Annotated in this window: 23 protein-coding genes; 17 read left to right on the forward strand and 6 right to left on the reverse strand. The window is 29.3% G+C overall.

The features are described from left to right. Positions 1-46: 46 nt before the first annotated feature. The 14 genes from BM335_RS05045 to BM335_RS05110 all read left to right on the forward strand — a co-directional run bounded on the left by BM335_RS05045 (position 47) and on the right by BM335_RS05110 (position 14543). Entirely contained in the window at positions 47-1564 is a 1518-nt protein-coding gene (locus BM335_RS05045; protein WP_090223818.1) for an aminotransferase class V-fold PLP-dependent enzyme, read from the forward strand. Between the two features lie 49 nt (positions 1565-1613). Further along, complete coding sequence (locus BM335_RS05050; RefSeq protein ID WP_090223820.1) at positions 1614-2198, forward strand: HupE/UreJ family protein; 585 nt, start codon at positions 1614-1616, stop codon at positions 2196-2198. A gap of 55 nt (positions 2199-2253) precedes the next feature. Beyond that, complete coding sequence (locus BM335_RS05055) at positions 2254-2679, forward strand: deoxycytidylate deaminase (protein WP_090223823.1); 426 nt, start codon at positions 2254-2256, stop codon at positions 2677-2679. After that, the gene (locus BM335_RS05060) at positions 2676-4301 is read left to right on the forward strand and encodes a S41 family peptidase (protein ID WP_090223826.1); all 1626 of its coding nucleotides are present in this window, start codon (positions 2676-2678) and stop codon (positions 4299-4301) included. Before BM335_RS05055 ends, BM335_RS05060 begins: the two co-directional genes overlap by 4 nt. Further along, positions 4298-5050, forward strand: a complete 753-nt coding sequence (locus BM335_RS05065) for a UDP-2,3-diacylglucosamine diphosphatase (RefSeq protein ID WP_090223828.1) — start codon at positions 4298-4300, stop codon at positions 5048-5050. The genes BM335_RS05060 and BM335_RS05065 overlap by 4 nt, the downstream gene beginning before the upstream one ends. A 115-nt stretch (positions 5051-5165) precedes the next feature. Continuing rightward, positions 5166-6173, forward strand: coding sequence for an AAA family ATPase (locus tag BM335_RS05070; RefSeq protein ID WP_090223830.1), 1008 nt, complete (start codon positions 5166-5168; stop codon positions 6171-6173). Between the two features lie 40 nt (positions 6174-6213). Continuing rightward, the gene (locus BM335_RS05075; RefSeq protein WP_090223832.1) at positions 6214-7086 is read left to right on the forward strand and encodes a DUF58 domain-containing protein; all 873 of its coding nucleotides are present in this window, start codon (positions 6214-6216) and stop codon (positions 7084-7086) included. Between the two features lie 33 nt (positions 7087-7119). Further along, complete coding sequence (locus BM335_RS05080; protein WP_143102381.1) at positions 7120-8712, forward strand: hypothetical protein; 1593 nt, start codon at positions 7120-7122, stop codon at positions 8710-8712. 3 nt (positions 8713-8715) lie between these two features. Beyond that, positions 8716-9720, forward strand: a complete 1005-nt coding sequence (locus BM335_RS05085) for a vWA domain-containing protein (RefSeq protein WP_090223837.1) — start codon at positions 8716-8718, stop codon at positions 9718-9720. Between the two features lie 39 nt (positions 9721-9759). After that, entirely contained in the window at positions 9760-10125 is a 366-nt protein-coding gene (locus BM335_RS05090; protein WP_090223840.1) for a four helix bundle protein, read from the forward strand. Between the two features lie 41 nt (positions 10126-10166). Beyond that, on the forward strand, positions 10167-11204 hold the full coding sequence (locus tag BM335_RS05095; protein WP_090223844.1) for a vWA domain-containing protein: 1038 nt from the start codon (positions 10167-10169) through the stop codon (positions 11202-11204). Continuing rightward, positions 11191-11997: a tetratricopeptide repeat protein gene (locus BM335_RS05100; RefSeq protein ID WP_090223847.1), complete on the forward strand. Its 807-nt coding sequence runs from the start codon at positions 11191-11193 to the stop codon at positions 11995-11997. Before BM335_RS05095 ends, BM335_RS05100 begins: the two co-directional genes overlap by 14 nt. A 37-nt stretch (positions 11998-12034) precedes the next feature. Further along, on the forward strand, positions 12035-13789 hold the full coding sequence (locus BM335_RS05105) for a BatD family protein (RefSeq protein ID WP_317041024.1): 1755 nt from the start codon (positions 12035-12037) through the stop codon (positions 13787-13789). Position 13790: 1 nt separating this feature from the next. Further along, the gene (locus tag BM335_RS05110) at positions 13791-14543 is read left to right on the forward strand and encodes a tetratricopeptide repeat protein (protein WP_090223852.1); all 753 of its coding nucleotides are present in this window, start codon (positions 13791-13793) and stop codon (positions 14541-14543) included. On the opposite strand, the gene BM335_RS05115 is transcribed toward BM335_RS05110, so the two are convergent. Beyond that, a complete protein-coding gene (locus tag BM335_RS05115; RefSeq protein ID WP_090223854.1) occupies positions 14540-15652 on the reverse strand; it encodes a TlpA disulfide reductase family protein in 1113 nt (370 codons plus the stop codon). The two genes, BM335_RS05110 and BM335_RS05115, sit on opposite strands and share 4 nt — an antisense overlap. 51 nt (positions 15653-15703) lie before the next feature. Beyond that, positions 15704-16228 (reverse strand): CvpA family protein, encoded by a 525-nt coding sequence (locus tag BM335_RS05120; RefSeq protein ID WP_090223856.1) that lies wholly within the window; start codon positions 16226-16228, stop codon positions 15704-15706. A 64-nt stretch (positions 16229-16292) separates the two neighbouring features. Between BM335_RS05120 and BM335_RS05125 the strand changes: the two genes are divergently transcribed. After that, positions 16293-16646 carry a hypothetical protein gene (locus BM335_RS05125; protein ID WP_090223858.1) on the forward strand — a complete coding sequence of 118 codons (354 nt, stop codon included), beginning with the start codon at positions 16293-16295 and terminating at the stop codon, positions 16644-16646. Here BM335_RS05125 and BM335_RS05130 read toward each other — a convergent pair. Then, positions 16643-17437, reverse strand: coding sequence for an SDR family oxidoreductase (locus tag BM335_RS05130; protein WP_090223860.1), 795 nt, complete (start codon positions 17435-17437; stop codon positions 16643-16645). The genes BM335_RS05125 and BM335_RS05130 overlap by 4 nt on opposite strands. A 77-nt stretch (positions 17438-17514) precedes the next feature. Here BM335_RS05130 and BM335_RS05135 point away from each other — a divergent pair, with 77 nt between their 5' ends. Then, complete coding sequence (locus tag BM335_RS05135) at positions 17515-18873, forward strand: TlpA family protein disulfide reductase (RefSeq protein WP_090223862.1); 1359 nt, start codon at positions 17515-17517, stop codon at positions 18871-18873. A gap of 49 nt (positions 18874-18922) precedes the next feature. Here BM335_RS05135 and BM335_RS05140 read toward each other — a convergent pair whose 3' ends face one another. Then, on the reverse strand, positions 18923-19303 hold the full coding sequence (locus BM335_RS05140; protein WP_090223865.1) for a NifB/NifX family molybdenum-iron cluster-binding protein: 381 nt from the start codon (positions 19301-19303) through the stop codon (positions 18923-18925). 23 nt (positions 19304-19326) lie between these two features. Then, entirely contained in the window at positions 19327-19734 is a 408-nt protein-coding gene (locus tag BM335_RS05145) for a DUF134 domain-containing protein (protein WP_090223867.1), read from the reverse strand. An 83-nt stretch (positions 19735-19817) separates the two neighbouring features. Here BM335_RS05145 and BM335_RS05150 point away from each other — a divergent pair, with 83 nt between their 5' ends. Continuing rightward, the gene (locus BM335_RS05150; RefSeq protein WP_090223870.1) at positions 19818-20213 is read left to right on the forward strand and encodes an acyl-CoA thioesterase; all 396 of its coding nucleotides are present in this window, start codon (positions 19818-19820) and stop codon (positions 20211-20213) included. Here the strand turns inward: BM335_RS05150 and BM335_RS05155 are convergent. After that, positions 20210-20569, reverse strand: a complete 360-nt coding sequence (locus tag BM335_RS05155; RefSeq protein ID WP_090223872.1) for a YraN family protein — start codon at positions 20567-20569, stop codon at positions 20210-20212. The genes BM335_RS05150 and BM335_RS05155 overlap by 4 nt on opposite strands. Position 20570 lies beyond the last annotated feature (1 nt).

The following is a 20570-nucleotide window of genomic DNA, read 5'->3' on the forward strand; positions in this document are numbered from 1 at the left end:
CTAATTATAGTTTTATTAGAGTGTTTCTTTTCAACAAGTTTTAAGTATGAGTATTTCATCAGAAAAATCTTTAAATAAAAATTTAGAAAATACTATTTCTGAATTAGAAATTTATTTTCAACAATTTAGAAAACATATCATTGGTGTTCATCAAAAATTTCAATCGCCTTATGGTGAAAAGGAAATTATTTATACAGATTGGACTGCTAGCGGACGTTTTTACAGACCAATTGAAGAAAAAATATTGAACGAATTAGGTCCATTTATTGCCAATACACATACTGAAACTTCCGTTACTGGCTCAGCAATGACAATGGCTTATCACAAAGCCCGAAACATTATAAAACAGCACGTAAACGCAAGTAAAGATGATGTTTTAATAACCGATGGAACTGGAATGACTGGCGTTGTAAATAAATTTCAACGCATTTTAGGATTAAAGGTTTCTGAAAATTTAAAAAATCATACAACGGTTCCTGATGAGTTAAAACCCATTGTGTTTATTTCGCATATGGAGCATCATTCAAACCAAACATCATGGTTAGAAACTATTGCAAATGTAGAGATTATTCCGTGTGAAGAAACGGGCTTAATTTGTTTTGATAGCTTTGAAAAATTATTAGAAAAATATAAAGATAGGCCAATAAAAATTGCATCTGTTACAGCTTGCTCAAATGTTACAGGAATTAGAACAGATTACCATAAAATTGCAAAAATAATTCATCAAAACGGTGGGTTATGTTTTGTTGATTTTGCATGTTCAGCTCCGTATGTTGATATAAATATGCATCCTGCAGATGAAGAATCTTATTTAGATGCTATTTTCTTTTCGCCGCATAAATTTTTAGGTGGTCCAGGTTCTTCAGGAGTGTTGGTTTTTAATAAAAAACTCTATAAAAATTTAATTCCTGACAATCCAGGTGGAGGTACTGTAAATTATACAAACCCTTGGGGAGATCACGATTATATTGATGATATAGAAACCAGAGAAGATGGTGGAACTCCAGGTTTTTTGCAAACCATTAAAATAGCTCTTTCAATACAGCTGAAAGAAAAAATGGGTGTTGAAAATATCTTAAAAAGAGAGCACGAAATTAATGCTATTGTGTTTGATAAATTATCCAAAATTCCAAACCTTACTGTTTTAGCAGCGCAACATACCGATAGGTTAGGGATTTTTTCATTCTACATAAAAAATGTGCATTTTAATTTGGTGGTAAAATTATTGAATGACAGATTTGGAATACAAACACGAGGCGGTTGTTCTTGTGCCGGAACGTACGGTCATTTTTTATTACACGTAGATCAGCAAACATCAAAAGGCATTGAAAAGCAAATATTAGATGGTTGTATGGTTGAGCGTCCTGGTTGGATTCGTATGTCTATTCACCCAACAATATCAACTAAAGATGTATTGTACGTTTGTGAAGGTATTCAGCAAGTTGCTGAAAATCATGAGCTTTGGTCAAAAGAATACACTTACAATGCAAATAAAAATGAATACATACACAATACTGCAAGTTCTGTGGAGGTTCAATTAGTAAATAGTTGGTTTGAAAAGTAACATTCAGTAGACTTTTTTTATATTTGAAACGCTTAAAATTGATAATTTAATGGATAATTTTATATTTTTTCTGAAGGCAGGGCTTTTTCATGTTTTAGATTGGAATGCCTATGACCATATTCTTTTTTTAATTGCATTGGCAGTTGTTTACGATTTTAAAAACTGGAAAAAAATATTATGGCTAATTACTTTATTTACCATCGGTCATACGCTTACATTAATTTTGGCTGCCTATAAAGTTGTACATATAAGTTCACAATGGGTAGAATTTTTAATTCCTTTAACAATTATAATAACAGCTTTGGTAAATATTTTTTATGGAAAAAATACCGCAAAGCAAACAAAAACAAATACCAATTTAATTTTCGCTTTATTTTTTGGTTTAATTCACGGATTGGGTTTTTCAGGATATTTTAAAATGTTAATTGGCAGTTCAAGCAGTAAATTTATTTCATTATTAGAATTTGCTTTAGGAATTGAAATTGCACAAATAATAATTGTTCTAGCCATTTTAAGTTTAGGGTTTTTAGTTCAAAAGATTTTTAGATATTCCAAAAAAGAATGGGTATTAATAGTTTCATCATTTGTTATTGGAATCACCTTACCCATGTTAATTGGTGCAATCTTTTGGTAAATTTTTAACGTTAAAGTATCAAGAAACACAGTAAATTAGAATTTTTAAAACAGTTATGAATAAAAAACAATTAAAATACGACCAAGCTTATATGAGAATGGCGTTAGAGTGGGCAAAATTATCTCACTGTGAACGAAAGCAAGTAGGAGCTTTAATTGTTAAAGAAAGAATGATAATTTCTGATGGATTTAATGGAACACCAACTGGTTTTGAAAATTGTTGCGAAGAAGCAGAAGGAAATACAAAATGGTATGTATTACACGCCGAAGCCAACGCTATTTTAAAAGTTGCTAGTTCTACACAATCTTGTAAAAATTCTACGTTATATATAACACTTTCTCCTTGTAAAGAATGTAGTAAATTAATTCATCAATCGGGTATAAAAAGAGTTGTATATGCCGATAAATATAAAGATACTACAGGACTTGAGTTTTTAGAAAAAGCAGGAGTTGAATTGACACATCTTAAAGATTTAAAATGAGCAAAAGAAAAACATATTACCCATTATTTATTGGAATTGCAGTTGCAGTTGGTATTTTAATAGGATCTACATTAAACTTCAAAAATAAATCGGTTTTATTTAGTTCAAATTCTAATGAAGCTAAAATAAAAAGGCTGATAAATTATATTCAATATGACTATGTTGATAAAGTAAATACAGATAGTTTATTAGACAATGCTATAACAAATATGCTTATTAAACTTGATCCACATTCGGTATATATTCCAAAAGAAGATTTAGGAAGAGTTACAGAAAGTATGGAAGGTAAATTTGTAGGAATTGGCGTTACATTTTTAATGTACAATGATACCGTTGCAATAACCAATGTAATTGAAGGAGGACCAAGCGAAATAGCAGGGCTAAAAGCCGGTGATAGAATTATTGTTGCAGGAAAGGATTCTATATTTGGAAAACATATTCAAAAAATTGCGGGAATTTCAGATACTGAAAAAGGTTCTTTTTTAGGAAATAGAAAAATTACTGATGCCGTAATGAAAACCTTAAAAGGGGAGCCACAAACATCAATTAATGTAACTGTTTACAGAAAATCTGAACATAAAAATCTTCAATTTAATATTAAAAGAGGTGAAGTTCCAATAAAAAGCGTATCATCATATTATATGATAACTAATGAATTGGGTTATATAAATATTGACCGATTTGCCAGAACTACATACGATGAATTTAAAACAGGGTTGGATGATTTAATTTCAAAAGGAATGAAATCTTTAGTGCTGGATTTAAGAGGAAATCCTGGCGGTTTTATGGATATTGCCAACAGCATTATTGATGAATTTTTAGAAGACGGAAAATTAATTGTTTTCACAAAAAATAAAAATGGTGAAGTAGACAAGGCTTTTGCAACAAAAAAAGGCGATTTTGAAAATGGAAAAGTATATGTTTTAATTGATCAAAACTCTGCTTCAGCCAGTGAAATTGTTGCCGGAGCTTTACAAGATAATGACAAAGGTGTAATTGTAGGAAGAAGATCTTTTGGAAAAGGTTTGGTACAACAAGAAATGGATTTAGGTGACGGATCAGCGGTAAGGTTAACAACATCTCGTTATTACACGCCTACCGGAAGGTCTATTCAAAAACCATACAACCACAAAGAAACGTTAAGTTATGATAATGAATATTTAGAAAGAATTCATAACGGTGAGTTAATTTCAAAAGACAGTATTAAAGTTGATGATGCGTTAAAATATACAACACCAAAAGGTAAAATAGTTTATGGTGGCGGTGGAATAATTCCAGATGTATTTGTGTCTATTGATACTGTTAACACTTTTAGTAATAGACTTTACGGAGGTTTAAACGACTTTGTTTTCAAATATATTGATGACAATAGAGTAAAAATGAGTAAATGGGAATTGTATGATTTTGTTGAGAATTTTGATACTGATAATAAAATATTCAATCAATATATTAAACAATTAGATTTAAATTTACCGCTTTCACCTAAATCAAAAGAAAATTTAAAAGTATATTTCAATGCTTTTATGGCGCGTAATTTATTTGATGAAACAGGTTATTTTATAATTACTCAAAAAAAGGACAGAATGATTTTAAAAGTTCTGGAATTAGAATCTAAAAAATAAATTTGACAGTAAACAAAAAAATATATTTCGCCTCAGATCAGCATTTTGGTGCACCAACAGCAGCTAAAAGTAAAGTTCGTGAACAAAAGTTTGTGAATTGGTTAGATGCTATTAAAAACGATGCAGAACACATTTTTTTATTAGGAGATTTATTCGATTTTTGGTTTGAATATAAAAAAGCTGTACCAAAAGGTTTTGTGCGTGTTTTAGGAAAATTTGCCGAGTTAAGCGATAGCGGAATAAAAATTCATTTTTTTGTTGGTAATCATGACCTTTGGATGAATAATTATTTTGAAACAGAATTAAATATTCCAACCTACTATAAACCTACTGAATTTGTATTCAATAACAAAACCTTTTTAATTGGCCATGGTGATGGTTTAGGCCCAGGAGATAAGGGTTATAAACGCATGAAAAAAGTTTTTACTAACTCCTTTTCAAAATGGTTGTACAGATGGCTTCATCCTGATATTGGAATAAAATTAGCGCAATATTTATCGGTAAAAAATAAATTAATTTCTGGTGAAGAAGATGTGAAATTTTTAGGCGAAGAAAATGAGTGGTTGGTGCAATATTGTAAACAAAAATTACAAATAAAACATATTGATTATTTTCTTTTTGGTCATCGCCATTTACCTATGGAAATTAATCTTGCCCCTAACTCAAAATATATAAATACGGGAGATTGGATTACCCATTTTACCTATGCCGTTTTTAATGGTGAAGAAATGATGTTAAAATCTTATTAAACCTAGGGCTTTCGGCTATATTTTAACCAATTTTTAACAAGAATTTAAAAAATATTTCGGCTATTTGCATCGTGTTATAAAGCATGTTAAATTCACGCGTTTAAAAACAATAAATATGATTCAAGAAAATAATAGTTCCGTAGACATTAGAGCTATCAATGAAAAGATTGAAAAAGAAAGTGCCTTTGTTGATTTGTTAATTATGGAAATGAACAAAGTAATTGTGGGTCAAAAACATATGATTGAACGATTACTAATAGGTTTATTAGGTAATGGACATATTTTATTAGAAGGTGTACCAGGATTGGCAAAAACATTGGCTATTAATACATTGGCAAAAGCAGTTCAAGGTGATTTTAGTAGAATTCAGTTTACGCCAGATTTATTACCAGCAGACGTTGTTGGTACTATGATTTACAATATTAAAGAAAATGATTTTACCATTAAAAAAGGCCCAATATTTGCAAATTTTGTACTGGCCGATGAAATAAACCGTGCACCAGCAAAAGTGCAATCTGCATTACTTGAGGCAATGCAAGAACGTCAAATAACCATTGGCGATACTACTTTTAAATTAGATGTTCCTTTTTTAGTAATGGCAACACAAAACCCTGTTGAGCAAGAAGGAACATATCCATTACCAGAAGCACAAGTTGACCGTTTTATGCTTAAAACTGTTATAGATTATCCAAAAATGGATGAAGAGCAATTAATTATGCGCCAGAATTTAAATGATGGTTTCGCAAATGTAAACGCTGTTGCGTCATTAGAACAAATCAATAGAGCTCGTTTAGCCGTAAAAGAAGTTTACATGGATGAGAAAATTGAAAAATATATTTTAGATATTATTTTTGCAACTCGTTATCCTGAAAAATATAATTTATCAGACTTAAAAGGCTTAATTAGCTTTGGAGCTTCTCCGCGTGGAAGTATTAACTTAGCAATGGCATCAAAATGCTACGCATTTATTAGAAGAAGAGGATATGTAATTCCAGAAGATGTTAGAGCCGTTGTACACGATGTGTTGCGTCATAGAATTGGAATTACTTATGAAGCAGAAGCTGAAAACATCACTTCAGAAGATATTATTAATAAAATTGTAAACGAAGTAGAAGTACCTTAAAAAGCCTTTGGCTAATAGCCAAAAGCCAAAAGCTTGAAAAATGGATACTAAAGAAATACTTAAAAAAGTTCGAAAAATTGAGATTAAGACACGCCGCTTGTCTGATCATATATTTTCAGGTGAATACCACAGTTCATTTAAAGGACGAGGTATGACTTTTTCTGAAGTAAGACAATATCAATACGGCGATGATGTTAGAGCTATTGACTGGAACGTTACAGCACGTTATAATGAACCTTATGTAAAGGTTTTTGAAGAAGAACGTGAACTGACAATGATGTTAATGGTTGATGTAAGCGGGTCAGAATTTTTTGGAACAACACAACAATTTAAAAGAGATACCATTACAGAAATAGCTGCAACATTAGCATTTTCTGCTATTCAAAATAATGATAAAGTTGGCTTATTGCTTTTTTCAGATGAGGCAGAATTATTTATTCCGCCTAAAAAAGGAAAAAGCCATGTGCTTAGAATTATTAGAGAATTAATAGAGTTTCAACCAAAAAGCACCAAAACAAATATCAATGAAGCATTGAAATTTTTGTCGAGTGTAATGAAGAAAAAAGCCATCGTTTTTGTGCTGTCTGATTTTATGGATGATCATTATGAACATACATTAAAAATTGTTGGTAGAAAACACGATGTTACCGGCATTAGAATTTTTGACAAGCATGATGTTGAAATGCCAAATTTAGGAGTTGTACCAATGTTAGATGCCGAAACTGGTAAAACAATATTGGTAAATACAGCTTCAAAAAGTGTTAGAAAAGGTTATACAGCACATTACTTAAAATTGGTAGACTATTTTGAAAAATCTTTTAACCATAGTGGTGCAGGAACTATTAGTTCTAGAATTGATGAAAGTTATGTTAAAAAATTATTGGGTTATTTTAAACATAAAGGAGCAAGATAACGAATGAAATTGATTGGAGCGAAAGCAATTAAAATGAAAAAACTGTTTTTATTTAGCATATTATTTATTGGTTTTTTGAGCTATGCTCAAGAAAGCCCAGTATCTATTTCAACAAATACAACTTCCATTAAAATTGGTGAGCAAATTCAGTATAAAGTAACCGTTAAAGGTCAAAATAATATTGTTTTTCCAACCATTAAATTAGATAGTTTAAAAAAAGTAGAGTTGGTAGAAGCTTTACCAACAGATACTTTAAAAAATCAGCTTGAAAAAAAATATTTACTTACAAGTTTTGACAGTGGCGTATATGTTATTCCGCAACAAGAAATTTTAATTAATAACTCAAAATATTTAACAGACTCTCTATTAATAAATGTTGCAACTGTAAAAGTAGACACGCTTAAGCAAAAAATGTATGAAATTAAAGCTGTTAAAAGTGAACCAAAAACTTTTGATGATTACAAACATTTATTGTGGTGGTTGCTTATAATATTGGCAATTATTGGAGTTGCGTTGTATTTTATTTTTAGAAAGAAAAAAGAAAAAGAAGTTATAATATATGTTGCGCCAATTCAAGAAGCCTTTCAGCGTTTAAAAGAATTAGATGAAAAACAATTGTTGCAACAAAATAAAGTTAAAATCTATTATTCTGAATTAACTGATATTGTTAGAACATATATAGAGAAAGACATTCACATTCCAGCATTAGAATCTACAACCAATGAGTTGATTGAAACAATTAATGATTTTAACGAATCAAGTAATTTAGGGATTTCAAAAGAAACAATTCAACAGTTAAAAAGAGTATTACAAAGTGCCGATTTAGTAAAATTTGCCAAATCAAATCCTATTGTTGAAGAAATTAAAGCGGATAGAAATACAGTTGAATTAATATTAAAAGACACACAAATCGCCGTTCATAAAAATGATTCGGTTGAAGTTGAAAGCAACATAGAAAATGCAACTCAAACTACCATTAAACCTGTTAAGAAAAAGAAAAATAATATTGTAAAATATATTTTAATAGGTGTTGCGGCTCTACTATTAATAATCAGTGTTTTAGGTTATTTTGGTTATAAATATGTAAAAGATAACGTATTAGGATCCACAACTTCCGAAATATTAGATAAGCAATGGTATACATCTAACTATGGCTTTCCAGAAGTAACAATTGAAACGCCTGAATTATTAAAACTGGAGTCGGTTCAATTACCAGAAAGTGTAATGACAATTGTTGGAGATTATACAATTTACACTTATGGAAGTTTAATAAGTGATTTTTATGTAGCTGTTAACTCAACAAATTTCTTAAAAGAAACAGATAATTTGGATATGGATGGTGGAGTGCAAGGTTCATTAAAAGAAATGGGACAAAGTATGGGTACTATTTTTTCAAATTATGAAGAAGAAACCATTACTAATAATGGCGTGGAAGGAAGAAAAGTAACAGTTAATTATCAGAGAAAAAGTTTACTAACCTCAAAATTAACAGATTATAAATTAACAATGTTATTTTTTGCTGATAATAAAAGTATGAGACAAGTGATAGTTTCAAACATAAAAGATGATGCTAGTGCTAATAAAATAAGTGAAAGAATTATAAATTCTGTGATCATAAAACCATAACCAATGTTAAGAAATTTTGAATTTTTACATCCGCAGTTTTTATGGTTATTAGTATTAATACCATTGTTAGCTGTATGGTATTTTTTAATTAGAAAAAATGATAGTGCAACATTATTGGTTTCAAGTACTAAAGGATTTCTAACAAAACCATCAATAATTGTAAAACTAAAACCAATATTACCAGTTTTAAGAATAGTGTCAATTGCTTTATTAATTATTGCATTAGCAAGACCAAGAATAGTTTCTGTAAGTCAGCATACAAAAACAAATAAAGGAATTGATATTGTAATGGCAATAGATGTTTCTGCAAGTATGTTGGCTAGAGATTTAAAACCTAATAGACTAGAGGCGCTAAAAAAAGTAGCCGCACAATTTGTAAATCAACGTCCAAATGATAGAATTGGGATTGTGGTTTATGCAGGTGAAAGTTTTACACAAACACCAATTACAAGTGATAAAAGAATTGTTCAAAAAACAATTTCAGAGTTAAATTGGGGAGAGTTAGATGGCGGAACTGCAATTGGAATGGGTTTAGGCTCGGCAGTTAACCGTTTAAAAGATAGCAAAGCAAAAAGCAAAGTAATTATTTTGTTAACAGATGGTGTAAATAATACAGGTTTTGTTGATCCTAAAACAGCTACAGAATTAGCTATTGGACTTGGAATTAAAGTATATACCATTGGTTTAGGAACCAACGGAATGGCTTCTTTTCCTTATGCAAAAGATCCAAGAACAGGGCAGTTATTGTTTAGAAATTCACCTGTTGAAATTGATGAAGCTTTATTAAAATATATTGCTAAAGAAACCAGTGGGAAGTATTTTAGAGCTACTGATAACACAAAGTTAAAAGCTATTTATAATGAAATAAATAAGCTAGAGAAAACAGAAATTGAGGAGTTTAAATATTATAATTATCAAGAAGATTACAGAATTTTAGTGCTATTAGCAGGATTGCTAATTTTTATTGAAATGTTATTAAAACATACCATTTTTAAAAGTTTTATATAAATTGGTTAATAGGTGGATTAGTTGAAAAGTGTAAAGGTTATGAAGTATGAATTTTCATTTGAAAAATTAGAAGTATGGAAGTGTTCAGTTGATTTATCAAAAACAATATATCAATTAACAATTAGTTTTCCAGAAAATGAAAAGTATGGATTGGTAAGTCAGTTGAGAAGAGCATCAGTTTCAATTGCATCTAATTTAGCAGAAGGAACTTCAAGACAAACTAATAAAGATAAAGCTCATTTTACAACAATGGCTTTTAGTTCATTAATGGAAGTTTTAAATCAGTTAATTATATCAAAAGAATTAAATTTTATTTCTGAAGAAAATTATGACAAAGTAAGGGTTGAAATAGGTAAAATATCGAGAATGTTAAATGCTTTGCGAAAAGCACAAATTAATAATTAAACTGTTTAACCATTCAGCAATAAACCATTAAACTAGTAAAAATGTATCAATTAGAAGAACCAACATATTTTATATATTTAGCAAGTATTCCAGTAATATTTGTGTTGTTTTTGTTGGTGTTATGGTGGAAAAAAAGAAAACAAAAACAATTTGCAGACAGCGGTTTAATGGAAAAATTAAGTCCACAAATGTCTACATTCAAATCTTTCTTAAAAATTGGAGTAATTTGTATTGCTTTGGCATTTTTGGTAATAGCATTGGTAAACCCAAAAATGGGAACTAAGTTAGAAACTATAAAACGGCAAGGTGTTGATATTGTTTTTGCTTTAGACGTATCTAAAAGTATGTTAGCTGAAGATATTGCTCCAAGCCGATTGGAAAAAGCCAAGCAAATTATTACCAGAATAATAGATAATTTAGGAAGTGATAGAATTGGAGTTATTATTTATGCAGGAAATTCCTATCCTTTATTACCAATAACTACAGATCACGCAGCAGCTAAAATGTTTTTGCAAAATGCTGATCCAGATATGGTTTCAAGCCAAGGAACCGCTATTAATGAAGCTATAAATAGAGGAATTACCTATTTTGATATGAAAGAAAGAACCAATAGATTTTTATTTATTGTTTCTGATGGTGAAGATCACGAAGAAAATATTGCTTATGCAGCAGAAGATGCTACCAAAGCCGGAATTAAAATTTTTACTATTGGTATTGGAACAGAAAAAGGTGGTCCAATTCCAATAAAAGAAAACGGAAATGTAGTAAGTTATAAAAAAGACAATAAAGGTGAAGTTGTAATTACACAATTAAAACCAGATGTTTTAAAAGAAATTGCCTCCGAAGGTAATGGAAAATATATTGATGGAAATAGAACGCAAGAAACTATTAAAACCATTGAAGATTTATTGCTTAAAGCAGAAAAAAATGAATTTGAAACAAAACAATTTTCAGATTATAAAGACCAATTTCAGTGGTTTATAGGTTTAGGTTTGCTGTTCCTTTTAATTGATGTATTATTGCTTGAAAAGAAAACGAAATGGATTCAAAAATTAAATTTATTCAATGAAAAAAAATAGTTTAATCATAGTATTTTTAACATTTACAACAATTCTGTTTGCGCAACAGCCTAATCAAGAACAATTAGAGCGCGAAGCAAGAAATGAAGTAAGAGAAGGAAATAAACTATACAACCAATTAAAATTTTCTGATGCAGAAGTTGCTTATAAAAAAGCACTTTCTAAAAATCCGAATTATAGCAAAGCTGCCTATAATTTAGGAAATACAATTTATCAACAAGGAAGAAATAAAGAAGCTATTGCAAACTATGAATTATCGGCAAAAGCAACGAAAGATAAAATGAGCAAAGCCGAAATTTTTCATAATATGGGAAATTCTTTTATGAAAGAGAAACAGTATGCACAAGCCGTTGAAGCTTATAAAAACGCTATGAGAAATAATTCAAAAGATGATGAAACTCGCTATAATTTAGCATTGGCTCAAAAACTTTTGAAAGACCAACAAAATAAAGATAATAAAGATAACAAGGACAACAAAGATAATAAGGACAACAAAGACGATAAGAATAAAGATAATAAAGATAAAGACGGCGGCGATCAAGATAAAAACCAAGATAAAAAAGACGATAAAGACAAAGGAAAGGACAAAAAAGATGATAAAGGAGATGAAAAGAAAGATGATAAACAAGATCCTGAAAAGAAAGAGCAACCGCAACCGCGTCCAAATCAATTATCACCAGAGCAAATGAAACAGTTGCTGGAGGCTATGAATAATGAAGAAAATAAAACACAACAAAAACTAAACGAACAAAAAGCCAAAGGCAGAAAAGTTAAACAAGAAAAAGACTGGTAATTAATTATAAGAACCAATTTTTGAAGCCATGAAATTAATGAAGTTTTACATACTAGGTTTTTTATTATTTACATCACAAGTGTTTTTTGCTCAAATTGAATTTGAAACATCTGTGAGCAAAAATACTTTAGGCGTAAATCAACGTTTTAGAGTACAGTTTTCTGTAAATAAACAAGGTGCAGATAATTTTTCACCACCATCTTTTAGTAATTTTAAAGTGGTTGGTGGACCAAGTTCATCTGTAAATCAATCATGGATTAATGGTAAAGCAAGTTTTTCACAATCGTATATTTATATTTTAGAACCAAGAAGTGAAGGAGAATTTACTATTGAACCTGCAACAATTGAATACGAAGGAGAAACCGTTAAATCTAATACTGTAAAAATTACGGTTTCTAAAGCTGTAGAAATTCCAAAAGATCCAAATAATCCAGAATATATAGCGCAACAAAACATTCATTTGGTGGCGGAAGTTTCAAATTTAAGTCCGTATGTAGGCGAAGGAATTTACGTGGTATACAAACTTTTTGTTAGTGAAAACATAAGCGTAAATGATTGGCGTGTTACAGAATCTCCTCAATATAACGGGTTTTGGAATCAGGATATAGAAGTTAGTGAAATCAACGTTCAAAAAGGAAAATATAACGGAGAAGATTACAGATATATAGTTCTTAAAAAAGCCGTTTTAATTCCACAAAGAGCCGGAGAATTAATTATTGAACCAATGACAATGGACTTTTCTGTAGGAATTCCTACAGGGAGAGGTGATTTTTTTGGTAATATGATTACTAGAAACATTAGTTATTCAACAGCTTCAGCCATTAGAAATATAAAAGTTAAAGCACTGCCAGAAACTGGTAAGCCTATTGATTTTACGGGTGCTGTTGGTGAATTTGATTTTAAAGTTATTGCAGATAAAAACCAACTAAAAGCAAATGATGCTGCTCAAATAACAGTTGAAGTTTCGGGTAGAGGAAATTTAAAATTATTTGAGATTCCAAAAATAACCACACCAACTGAATTAGAAGTATTCACACCAGAACATAAAGAAGAAGTTTCAACTGCATTAAATGGTTTAAGAGGTAGTGTTTCTGATATTTATACTGTGGTTCCTCAATATAAAGGAAAATATAAAATTCCTGAAATTAGTTTTTCCTATTTTAATACTGCTGAAAAGAAATACAAAACTATTCAGGTAGATGCCATTATTATGGAGGTATTAGAAGGCAAAGATTTACCATCAACTGTAGATTCAACTAAAACCATAAAACAAAAAGTAGTTGCTAATAACAACAACTTTAGGTTTATTGATTTAGATACCGAGTTTAAACCTATTAAAGAGCCAGAATTTTTACATTCAACAACATTTTATTTATTATTGTTATTACCATTTTTAGCAATACCTATTGCAATATTTATTGGAAAAAAACGTGCGGAACGTGCTGGGGATATTTTTGGTAATAAAATTAGATTAGCGGACAGATTGGCTAAAAAATACCTATCACAAGCTAAAAAACAATTGGGTAAAAAAGAAGCGTTTTATATTGCGTTAGAAAAGGCATTGCATAATTTCTTAAAAGCAAAATTACAAATTGAAACTTCTGATATTTCTAAAGAAAAAATTTCTGAAATATTAAAAAACAAAGGAGTTGATGAAAGTACCATTAAAGATTTTATTGATGTTTTAAACGATTGTGATTTTGCCAGATATACACCAACTACAAACGTAATGATGGAGCAAGAGTTTGAGAAAGCAAAAGAGGTAATTACTAAAATTGATAAACATTTGTAATATGAAAAAATTAGTTTTTAGTTTTGTAGTACTTTTTACGGTGTTGTCATATTCACAAACACCTGAAGCATTGTTTTCTAAGGCAAATAGTTTATATAAAAATGGCAACTATTCCAAAGCAATTGATATATACTTGTCTATTGAAAAGCAAGGTTTACAGTCAGATGAGTTGTATTATAATTTAGGAAATTCTTATTATAAATTAAACAAAGTTGCACCATCTATTTATTACTATGAAAAGGCTTTAAAGATAAATCCTCTTAACGAAGATGCTATTTCAAATTTAGCTTTTGCTAAAAGAATGACTATTGATGTTATTGAAGAATTGCCAAAAACTTTTTTACAACGGTTTTCAGCAAATGTAATTTTAAAATACACTTTTGATACTTGGGCAATTATAGCTGTAATTGCTTCATTTTTAGCAGTATTATTGTTTTTGTTATACTATTTTTCATCAGGTTCAAAAACTAAATTGCTATTTTTTAATACCTCAATTTTAGCTGTTTTTATAATGGTTATAAGTGCTTCTTTTGCGTTTAAAAATTATGATATTGTTAAAAACACTAAAACAGCTATTATTTTTAAAGATAAAGTAGATGTTAAAAATGCACCCACAAATACAAGTGATGAGGTTTTTGAACTACACGAAGGAACAAAAGTTCAAATTTTAGACGAATTAGATAATTGGAAAAAAATTAAATTAGCAGATGGTAAAATTGGTTGGACGATAGCAAACAATTTAAAAGAAATTTAATTAAAAAGCGTTTCTATTTTTGTTTTTAATTGCTTTCCATGAATATTACTTGCAATTATTTTTCCAGTTTCATCAATTAAAAAATTAGTTGGTAAAGCTGTAATTCCAAATTCAATAGAAATAGGTGTTTTAAAACCTTCAACGCTTGACACATTTGGCCAAATTCTTTGGTCTTTTTCAATAGCTTTTAACCAACTTTCAGATTTTGAGTCTAAAGAAATTCCATAAATTTCAAATCCTTTTGAATTGTAATTATCATATAGCTCATTTAATAATTTACTTTCAGTTCTGCAAGGCGGACACCAACTTGCCCAAAAATCAATTAAAGTATATTTTTTACGCACACTATCTAACTCAATAATAGTTCCCGTAGTATCGGTCATTTTTATGTTAGAAATTATACTTCCAATACTCGTTTTTTCTAATAACTGAACACGTTGCTTTAATTTTTTAGTAATTTCTATAGTTGGATATTTTTCTTCAAAACTAGTTGTTAATTCTTTATAAAATAGTAAATTTTCTTCAGCATTCCAACGTATTGAAGTTGGATAAATAGCTATAGAAGTTCCCATTTTATCTTTAATAAAATTGGTTAACTCATTAATGTGTTTTTTGTAGTTTTCAACTTCAAGCTCGCGTAATTCAGCAATTTCGTTTTCACTAGCGGTTTTTTGAGCTTCTTTAATTTGATTTCTTACAGATTTTACCAATCGGTTTAATGATTCATTTCTAAAAGTTTCATATGCATTTAATAAATCGGTATCTGGTGAACCTTTAATTGTAATATTTTCAATGTTCTTTCCTTTTAATACAATATGTTGACCTTTGTCAATAGCCAATAAAACCGTTTTTTTATCATCAAAATTTAAAGAATAAATAGCGGGTTCTAAAAAATAAACCGAATTAAATTCTCCATTTTTATTAATTTTTAATGTGTCAATAACTGTTGAATAATTGTTTTGAATATCATCAATTATAGAGAGTACAACATAGTTTTCTTTTAAATTTAAAACTTTGCCTGAAATACTAAAAGTATCGTTATTTTTTTTTGTACAGCCATTTAATAGAATAATAGTAACTAAAGTAACTAGCGATAATAAATTGCGCATATATGAAATAAGATTTTTTAGCTTTGACGTTAGTTTATACAATTACTAACATTAATTTTCAGCAGAATTAGCTGTATCAATAGTTTTATCTTCATTAACTCGTAAAAAGTTTGGAAAAATTGCTGGAGCTAACATTTTAATTGGTTTGTATAAAATAGCATTTTCTTGCTCTTCATCGGAAACAAAAGGAATGGTATTATTTAATTTTGAAAAAACTATTAACACAATACTTAAAATTAACCCAACTTTTAATACACCAAATGCGCCACCTAAAAATTTATTTAACAAGCCTAATGAAGCAAAATCTGCTATTTTGGTTAATAATTTTCCAATTAGGGCAATTACTAAAACAATAATTGCAAAAGTAATTGAAAACGAAATTATTGTCACAAATTTTTCATCCCATTCAACCCTGTTTGCTAAAAAATTACCAATAAAATATGAGAAGTGAATAGCTCCGTAAACGCCTGCAATTAATGCTACTAAACTTGCAACTTCAACAAACAGACCCTTAAATAAACCTCTTATAAAACCAAAGAGTAAAAGTGCCGAAATTATAATATCAAAAGTATTCATTTGGTTCTTTTTGTAAATATACATGAATCGATTTGTATATTTGCCATCAAACTAAAAAATTCAAATGTCTAGAGATCAAAAATTAAAAGAAGATTACGAGAAAATTCTCGAAATTTTAGCAGCTAAATTTGGTGATGGTGAAAAATTAAATGTTGATGCTATTATTTATTTAATTGGTGTACAGGAACTTGGGCAAGGTGCAAGAGAGTTTAAAAAAGATGATAAAGTTAATTTAATGCATATAGCAATTTGCCGTTTGTTAGAGCCTTTTGGTTATTACGAATTTGATTTTTATGATGCAGATGGTTGGCCGCATTACAAAGTTTTAGAAGAATTACCTCCGTTAAAAACTGGCGAACAAACGGTACTTATAAAAGAAGCAATTGTGTTGTATTTTAAAGCACAGGAACTTATTTAGGTAACAGCCATTTTTCGAATCATTTTAGCTAATAATTTTGGGAAAAAGCGTTTTAAATAAATGGCAGATTTTTCTCTAAAACCTGCTATGTACACTTCATTTTTTTCTTTTGAAACGGCCTTTAATAATTTTTTAGAAAAATATGCTGGAGATAAACCGTTATTGGTAGCAATATCCATTTTATTTTGAGCAGTGCCATTTCCAGTTAATGCATTCATAGAAATATTGGTTTTTACATAGCCAGGACACGCTAATGTTACTTTTATGTTGTATTGATGTGTTTCGGCTCGTAAACTATCAAAAAAGCCGTGTAATGCGTGTTTTGAAGCAGAATACGATGAACGAACTGGTGTTGCAACTTTGCCAACAACACTAGTAATTACAACAAATTGTCCAGATTTTTGAGCAATAAAATGAGGTAAAAGCGCTTTGGATAATGCAATGGTGCCAAAATAATTAATAGCCATAATTCTTCTATCAACTTCAATTGCAGTGTCAATAGCTTTTGAACGTTGACTTATACCACCGTTATTAAACAGAATATCTATTTTTCCATAAAGTAACATAGCTTCATCAACTTTAGAAGGTAAGGTTTGATATTTTTCTAAATCTAGCGGAATAATTTTTATTTCAGATGAAGCATCACATTCATTCTTCACTTTTTCTAATTCAGCAATATTTCTAGATGATAAAATCAATTTAGTGTTCAGTTTTGAAAGCTCCATTGCTAAAGATTTTCCAATGCCTGATGATGCACCAGTAATCCAAATTACTTTATTTGTAAAATTCATAAGAAGTTGTTTTATGCAAAATAATAAAAATAGTTACATTTGGTTTAATTATTGATTGTTTCAACAAAAAAATTATCATGTTCAAAAAAATTATATTCAGCTTATTTTTAATTTCATTCGTTGCTCAAAGTCAAAATGTTGTTAAAGGAACATTCACTGGAGTAAACGAAAATAAATGGGTTATTTTATATCAACTTAAAGGAGTTAATCAAAATTACATTGCAAATGCTGATGTGGTTTCTGGAAAATTTAGCTTTAATATTCCAGAAAATACACCAAAAGGGATGTATAGATTAACGTACGATATAGAAAATAGTGGTTTTGTTGATATTTTATATAATAATGAATCTGTAGAAATTGAATTTAATCCTAAAAACCAGGCTGAAACGTTAAAAATTATAGCCTCTGAAGAAAATAAATTATACTATAATTATTTAAATGAAATAGAAGTAATGCGTCAAAAGCTGGATGCTATTCAGTTATCTTTTTTTAGAACTGATGATGAAAAGCAAAAAGAATCTTTAAAAGCAGATTATTCTTCAGCGTATGAGCTATTTAAAAATGTGCAAACAAAATTTGAGATAGCATCTGTTGGTAAATTGGCAAATCATTTTATAAAGGCAAATCAAAAATATTATGCGCCAACAATTATTAACACGCCACAAGAATATTTAAACAGTGAAAGACAACATTTTTTTGATTTTATAAATTTCAATGATAATGAGCTTAGAAACGCTGTTTTTATCAATCAAAAAATAATAGAATATGTGTTTTATTTAAGTCAATCTGATGATGCACAAGTACAAACTGTTTTGTACAAAAATGCCGTTATAGATGTGCTACAAAAAATTGGTGAAAATAATGCATTGGCTAGTGAAGTTTCGGCTACTTTAATGTTGGCTTTTACTCAAATACAAAATGTTACTTTGGTAGATTTTATGTTAGAATCTATTTATAAAAAATTACCAAAAGAATTTATTGATGAAGCACTTGTTGTAGAGGTTGAAAGTAAAATGAAGTTATCAATAGGTAAAATTGCTCCTGATTTTTCTTGGGAACAAAATGGGAAACAACAAAAATTATCTGATATAAATGTTTCAGACACTTACATTTTGGTTTTTTGGAGTACCACTTGTTCGCATTGTTTAGTTGAAGTACCAGAATTATATGAGTACACAAAGAATAACAAAAATATTCATGTAATTGCAGTTTCTTTAGAAAATGATGAATTGGGATTTAAAGTTTATTCGGAGAAATTTACAAAATGGACCAATGTTTTAGGACTTGAAAAATGGCAAAACAACATTGCTAAACAATACAATATAACATCAACTCCAACATATTTTGTGTTAGATGCTTCGAAAACAATTATCGCAAAACCTGACCACATTCAGGATGTAAAAGCATTTTTATTAGAAAATAGCTCACCGAAATAAATAAAAAGCCTTCAATATTTTATTTGTATTGAAGGCTTTTTTATTTGTTTTAATGGCTGCATTGATGTCCATGACTGTGCTCATGTTCGTGATGCATACAGCTTTCGCCACTATCAATTACTTTACCATCAAGGTAATTATTAACTATTTCCATGGTATTTCCAGAACAACCTCTAACAACTTCAATGTTACATTTATTAAGTACATTTATGGCACCAGTTCCAATACCGCCAGCCAACATAGTTGTAACGCCATGCTCTGCTAAAACACTTGCAATGTTAGATTTGCATCCGCAACCTTGTTCGGCAATTAAAGTTTCTACAGATACAATTTTATTATTAAAAATTGAATAAATTTCGTAATGATCACAATGTCCAAAGTGATCTTCAAGTTGACTGTTTATATCAACGGGTATTGCTATTTTTTTCATTTTAAAATTATTTTAGCGATTTATTATTTGTTTAAATTTATTAATTCATTTGGATGACAATCTTCTGTTTCCTCACAATCAGCTTGAGTTTTATCGGCTTCAATTAGTTTATGACATTTTCTACATCTGTACCAATCTTGCGCTAATTCGTAATTTCCACCTTCAATAACAATTGCTTTTCCTTCAACAAATGCTTTTGATATTGTTTTTAAGGCTTTGTTATAAATTCTTGTAAGTGTTGGTCTAGAAACACTCATTAAAGCAGCAGCCTCTTTTTGTTCCATATTTTCATAATTTACTAACCGAATACTTTCGTATTCTTCAAAAGTTAAATTAAGAGCTTCAACTTTACAGCGTGGAATACCAAAAGGTTTAAATCCTTTCATTAAAGGAGGTTGAGAAATTGTTCTGTTTTTTTCTGGTCGTGCCATTCTTTGTGTTTATTATACAAATATAATGAACGTACGTTCATAAAACAATAATAATTATTTATATTTGCTGAAATATTTTTTTAATGTCAAATACTATCAATAATTCTGTAACAAGTCAGTTTAAAGTTGTTTTTCCTACTGCTTTAAACAATCACGAAACGTTGTTTGGAGGTGAAGCTTTAAAATGGATGGATGAAGTTGCGTATATTGCTGCCGTTAGGTTTACCAGAAAAAAAATGGTGACTGTTTGTACTGATAAAATTAAATTTTTACAACCTATAAAGTCTGGTTCAATAGTTGAAATTGTAGGGAAAGTAATAAAGGTTAGTGCCGTTAAAATTGATGTTTTGGTTGAAATTTATATGGAAGAAATGTTTGATGAAAAAAGACTAAAAGCAATTAGTGGCGTGTTTACATTTGCTGCAGTAAATAATAAAAATAAGCCAATAGCAATTGTAGATATTGCGCAGAGCAATTAAAAATAAAGGAAAGCATCTTTTAAATGCTGTATATCAAATTTGTCTTTATTTTTTAAGATTGCAATAATATCAAATCGGACTTCTACGTCTAAATTTTTTGAAATCACATATTCATTAATGGCTTCAACTAATAATTGAATTTTCTTTTGGTTAACAAAATCTTGTGGATTTCCAAAATAATCTGATGAGCGCGTTTTTACTTCAACAACTGCCAATATTCCTTTTTTTAAGGCAATAATATCAACTTCAGCTTTTTTAAATCGCCAGTTTTTTTCTAAAATCTTATAATTATTTTTTTGAAGAAAATCTAAAGCAATTTCTTCCCCTTTAGTGCCTAATTCATTGTGTGTAGCCATT

Origin of the sequence: Lutibacter maritimus, from assembly GCF_900116115.1 — a bacterium.
GTDB classification, from domain to species: domain Bacteria; phylum Bacteroidota; class Bacteroidia; order Flavobacteriales; family Flavobacteriaceae; genus Lutibacter; species Lutibacter maritimus.

Bases quoted from the DNA above. Each gene is read 5' to 3' on its own strand.
- BM335_RS05130 (WP_090223860.1), bottom strand. From the start codon at position 17,437: ATGAATTTTACAAATAAAGTAATTTGGATTACTGGTGCATCATCAGGC.
- BM335_RS05070 (WP_090223830.1), top strand. From the start codon at position 5,166: ATGATTCAAGAAAATAATAGTTCCGTAGACATTAGAGCTATCAATGAA.
- BM335_RS05095 (WP_090223844.1), top strand. From the start codon at position 10,167: ATGTATCAATTAGAAGAACCAACATATTTTATATATTTAGCAAGTATT.
- BM335_RS05155 (WP_090223872.1), bottom strand. From the start codon at position 20,569: ATGGCTACACACAATGAATTAGGCACTAAAGGGGAAGAAATTGCTTTA.
- BM335_RS05050 (WP_090223820.1), top strand. From the start codon at position 1,614: ATGGATAATTTTATATTTTTTCTGAAGGCAGGGCTTTTTCATGTTTTA.
- BM335_RS05105 (WP_317041024.1), top strand. From the start codon at position 12,035: ATGAAGTTTTACATACTAGGTTTTTTATTATTTACATCACAAGTGTTT.
- BM335_RS05115 (WP_090223854.1), bottom strand. From the start codon at position 15,652: ATGCGCAATTTATTATCGCTAGTTACTTTAGTTACTATTATTCTATTA.
- BM335_RS05135 (WP_090223862.1), top strand. From the start codon at position 17,515: ATGTTCAAAAAAATTATATTCAGCTTATTTTTAATTTCATTCGTTGCT.
- BM335_RS05085 (WP_090223837.1), top strand. From the start codon at position 8,716: ATGTTAAGAAATTTTGAATTTTTACATCCGCAGTTTTTATGGTTATTA.
- BM335_RS05060 (WP_090223826.1), top strand. From the start codon at position 2,676: ATGAGCAAAAGAAAAACATATTACCCATTATTTATTGGAATTGCAGTT.
- BM335_RS05080 (WP_143102381.1), top strand. From the start codon at position 7,120: ATGAAAAAACTGTTTTTATTTAGCATATTATTTATTGGTTTTTTGAGC.
- BM335_RS05055 (WP_090223823.1), top strand. From the start codon at position 2,254: ATGAATAAAAAACAATTAAAATACGACCAAGCTTATATGAGAATGGCG.
- BM335_RS05075 (WP_090223832.1), top strand. From the start codon at position 6,214: ATGGATACTAAAGAAATACTTAAAAAAGTTCGAAAAATTGAGATTAAG.
- BM335_RS05090 (WP_090223840.1), top strand. From the start codon at position 9,760: ATGAAGTATGAATTTTCATTTGAAAAATTAGAAGTATGGAAGTGTTCA.
- BM335_RS05150 (WP_090223870.1), top strand. From the start codon at position 19,818: ATGTCAAATACTATCAATAATTCTGTAACAAGTCAGTTTAAAGTTGTT.
- BM335_RS05045 (WP_090223818.1), top strand. From the start codon at position 47: ATGAGTATTTCATCAGAAAAATCTTTAAATAAAAATTTAGAAAATACT.
- BM335_RS05140 (WP_090223865.1), bottom strand. From the start codon at position 19,303: ATGAAAAAAATAGCAATACCCGTTGATATAAACAGTCAACTTGAAGAT.
- BM335_RS05100 (WP_090223847.1), top strand. From the start codon at position 11,191: ATGAAAAAAAATAGTTTAATCATAGTATTTTTAACATTTACAACAATT.
- BM335_RS05125 (WP_090223858.1), top strand. From the start codon at position 16,293: ATGTCTAGAGATCAAAAATTAAAAGAAGATTACGAGAAAATTCTCGAA.
- BM335_RS05145 (WP_090223867.1), bottom strand. From the start codon at position 19,734: ATGGCACGACCAGAAAAAAACAGAACAATTTCTCAACCTCCTTTAATG.
- BM335_RS05110 (WP_090223852.1), top strand. From the start codon at position 13,791: ATGAAAAAATTAGTTTTTAGTTTTGTAGTACTTTTTACGGTGTTGTCA.
- BM335_RS05120 (WP_090223856.1), bottom strand. From the start codon at position 16,228: ATGAATACTTTTGATATTATAATTTCGGCACTTTTACTCTTTGGTTTT.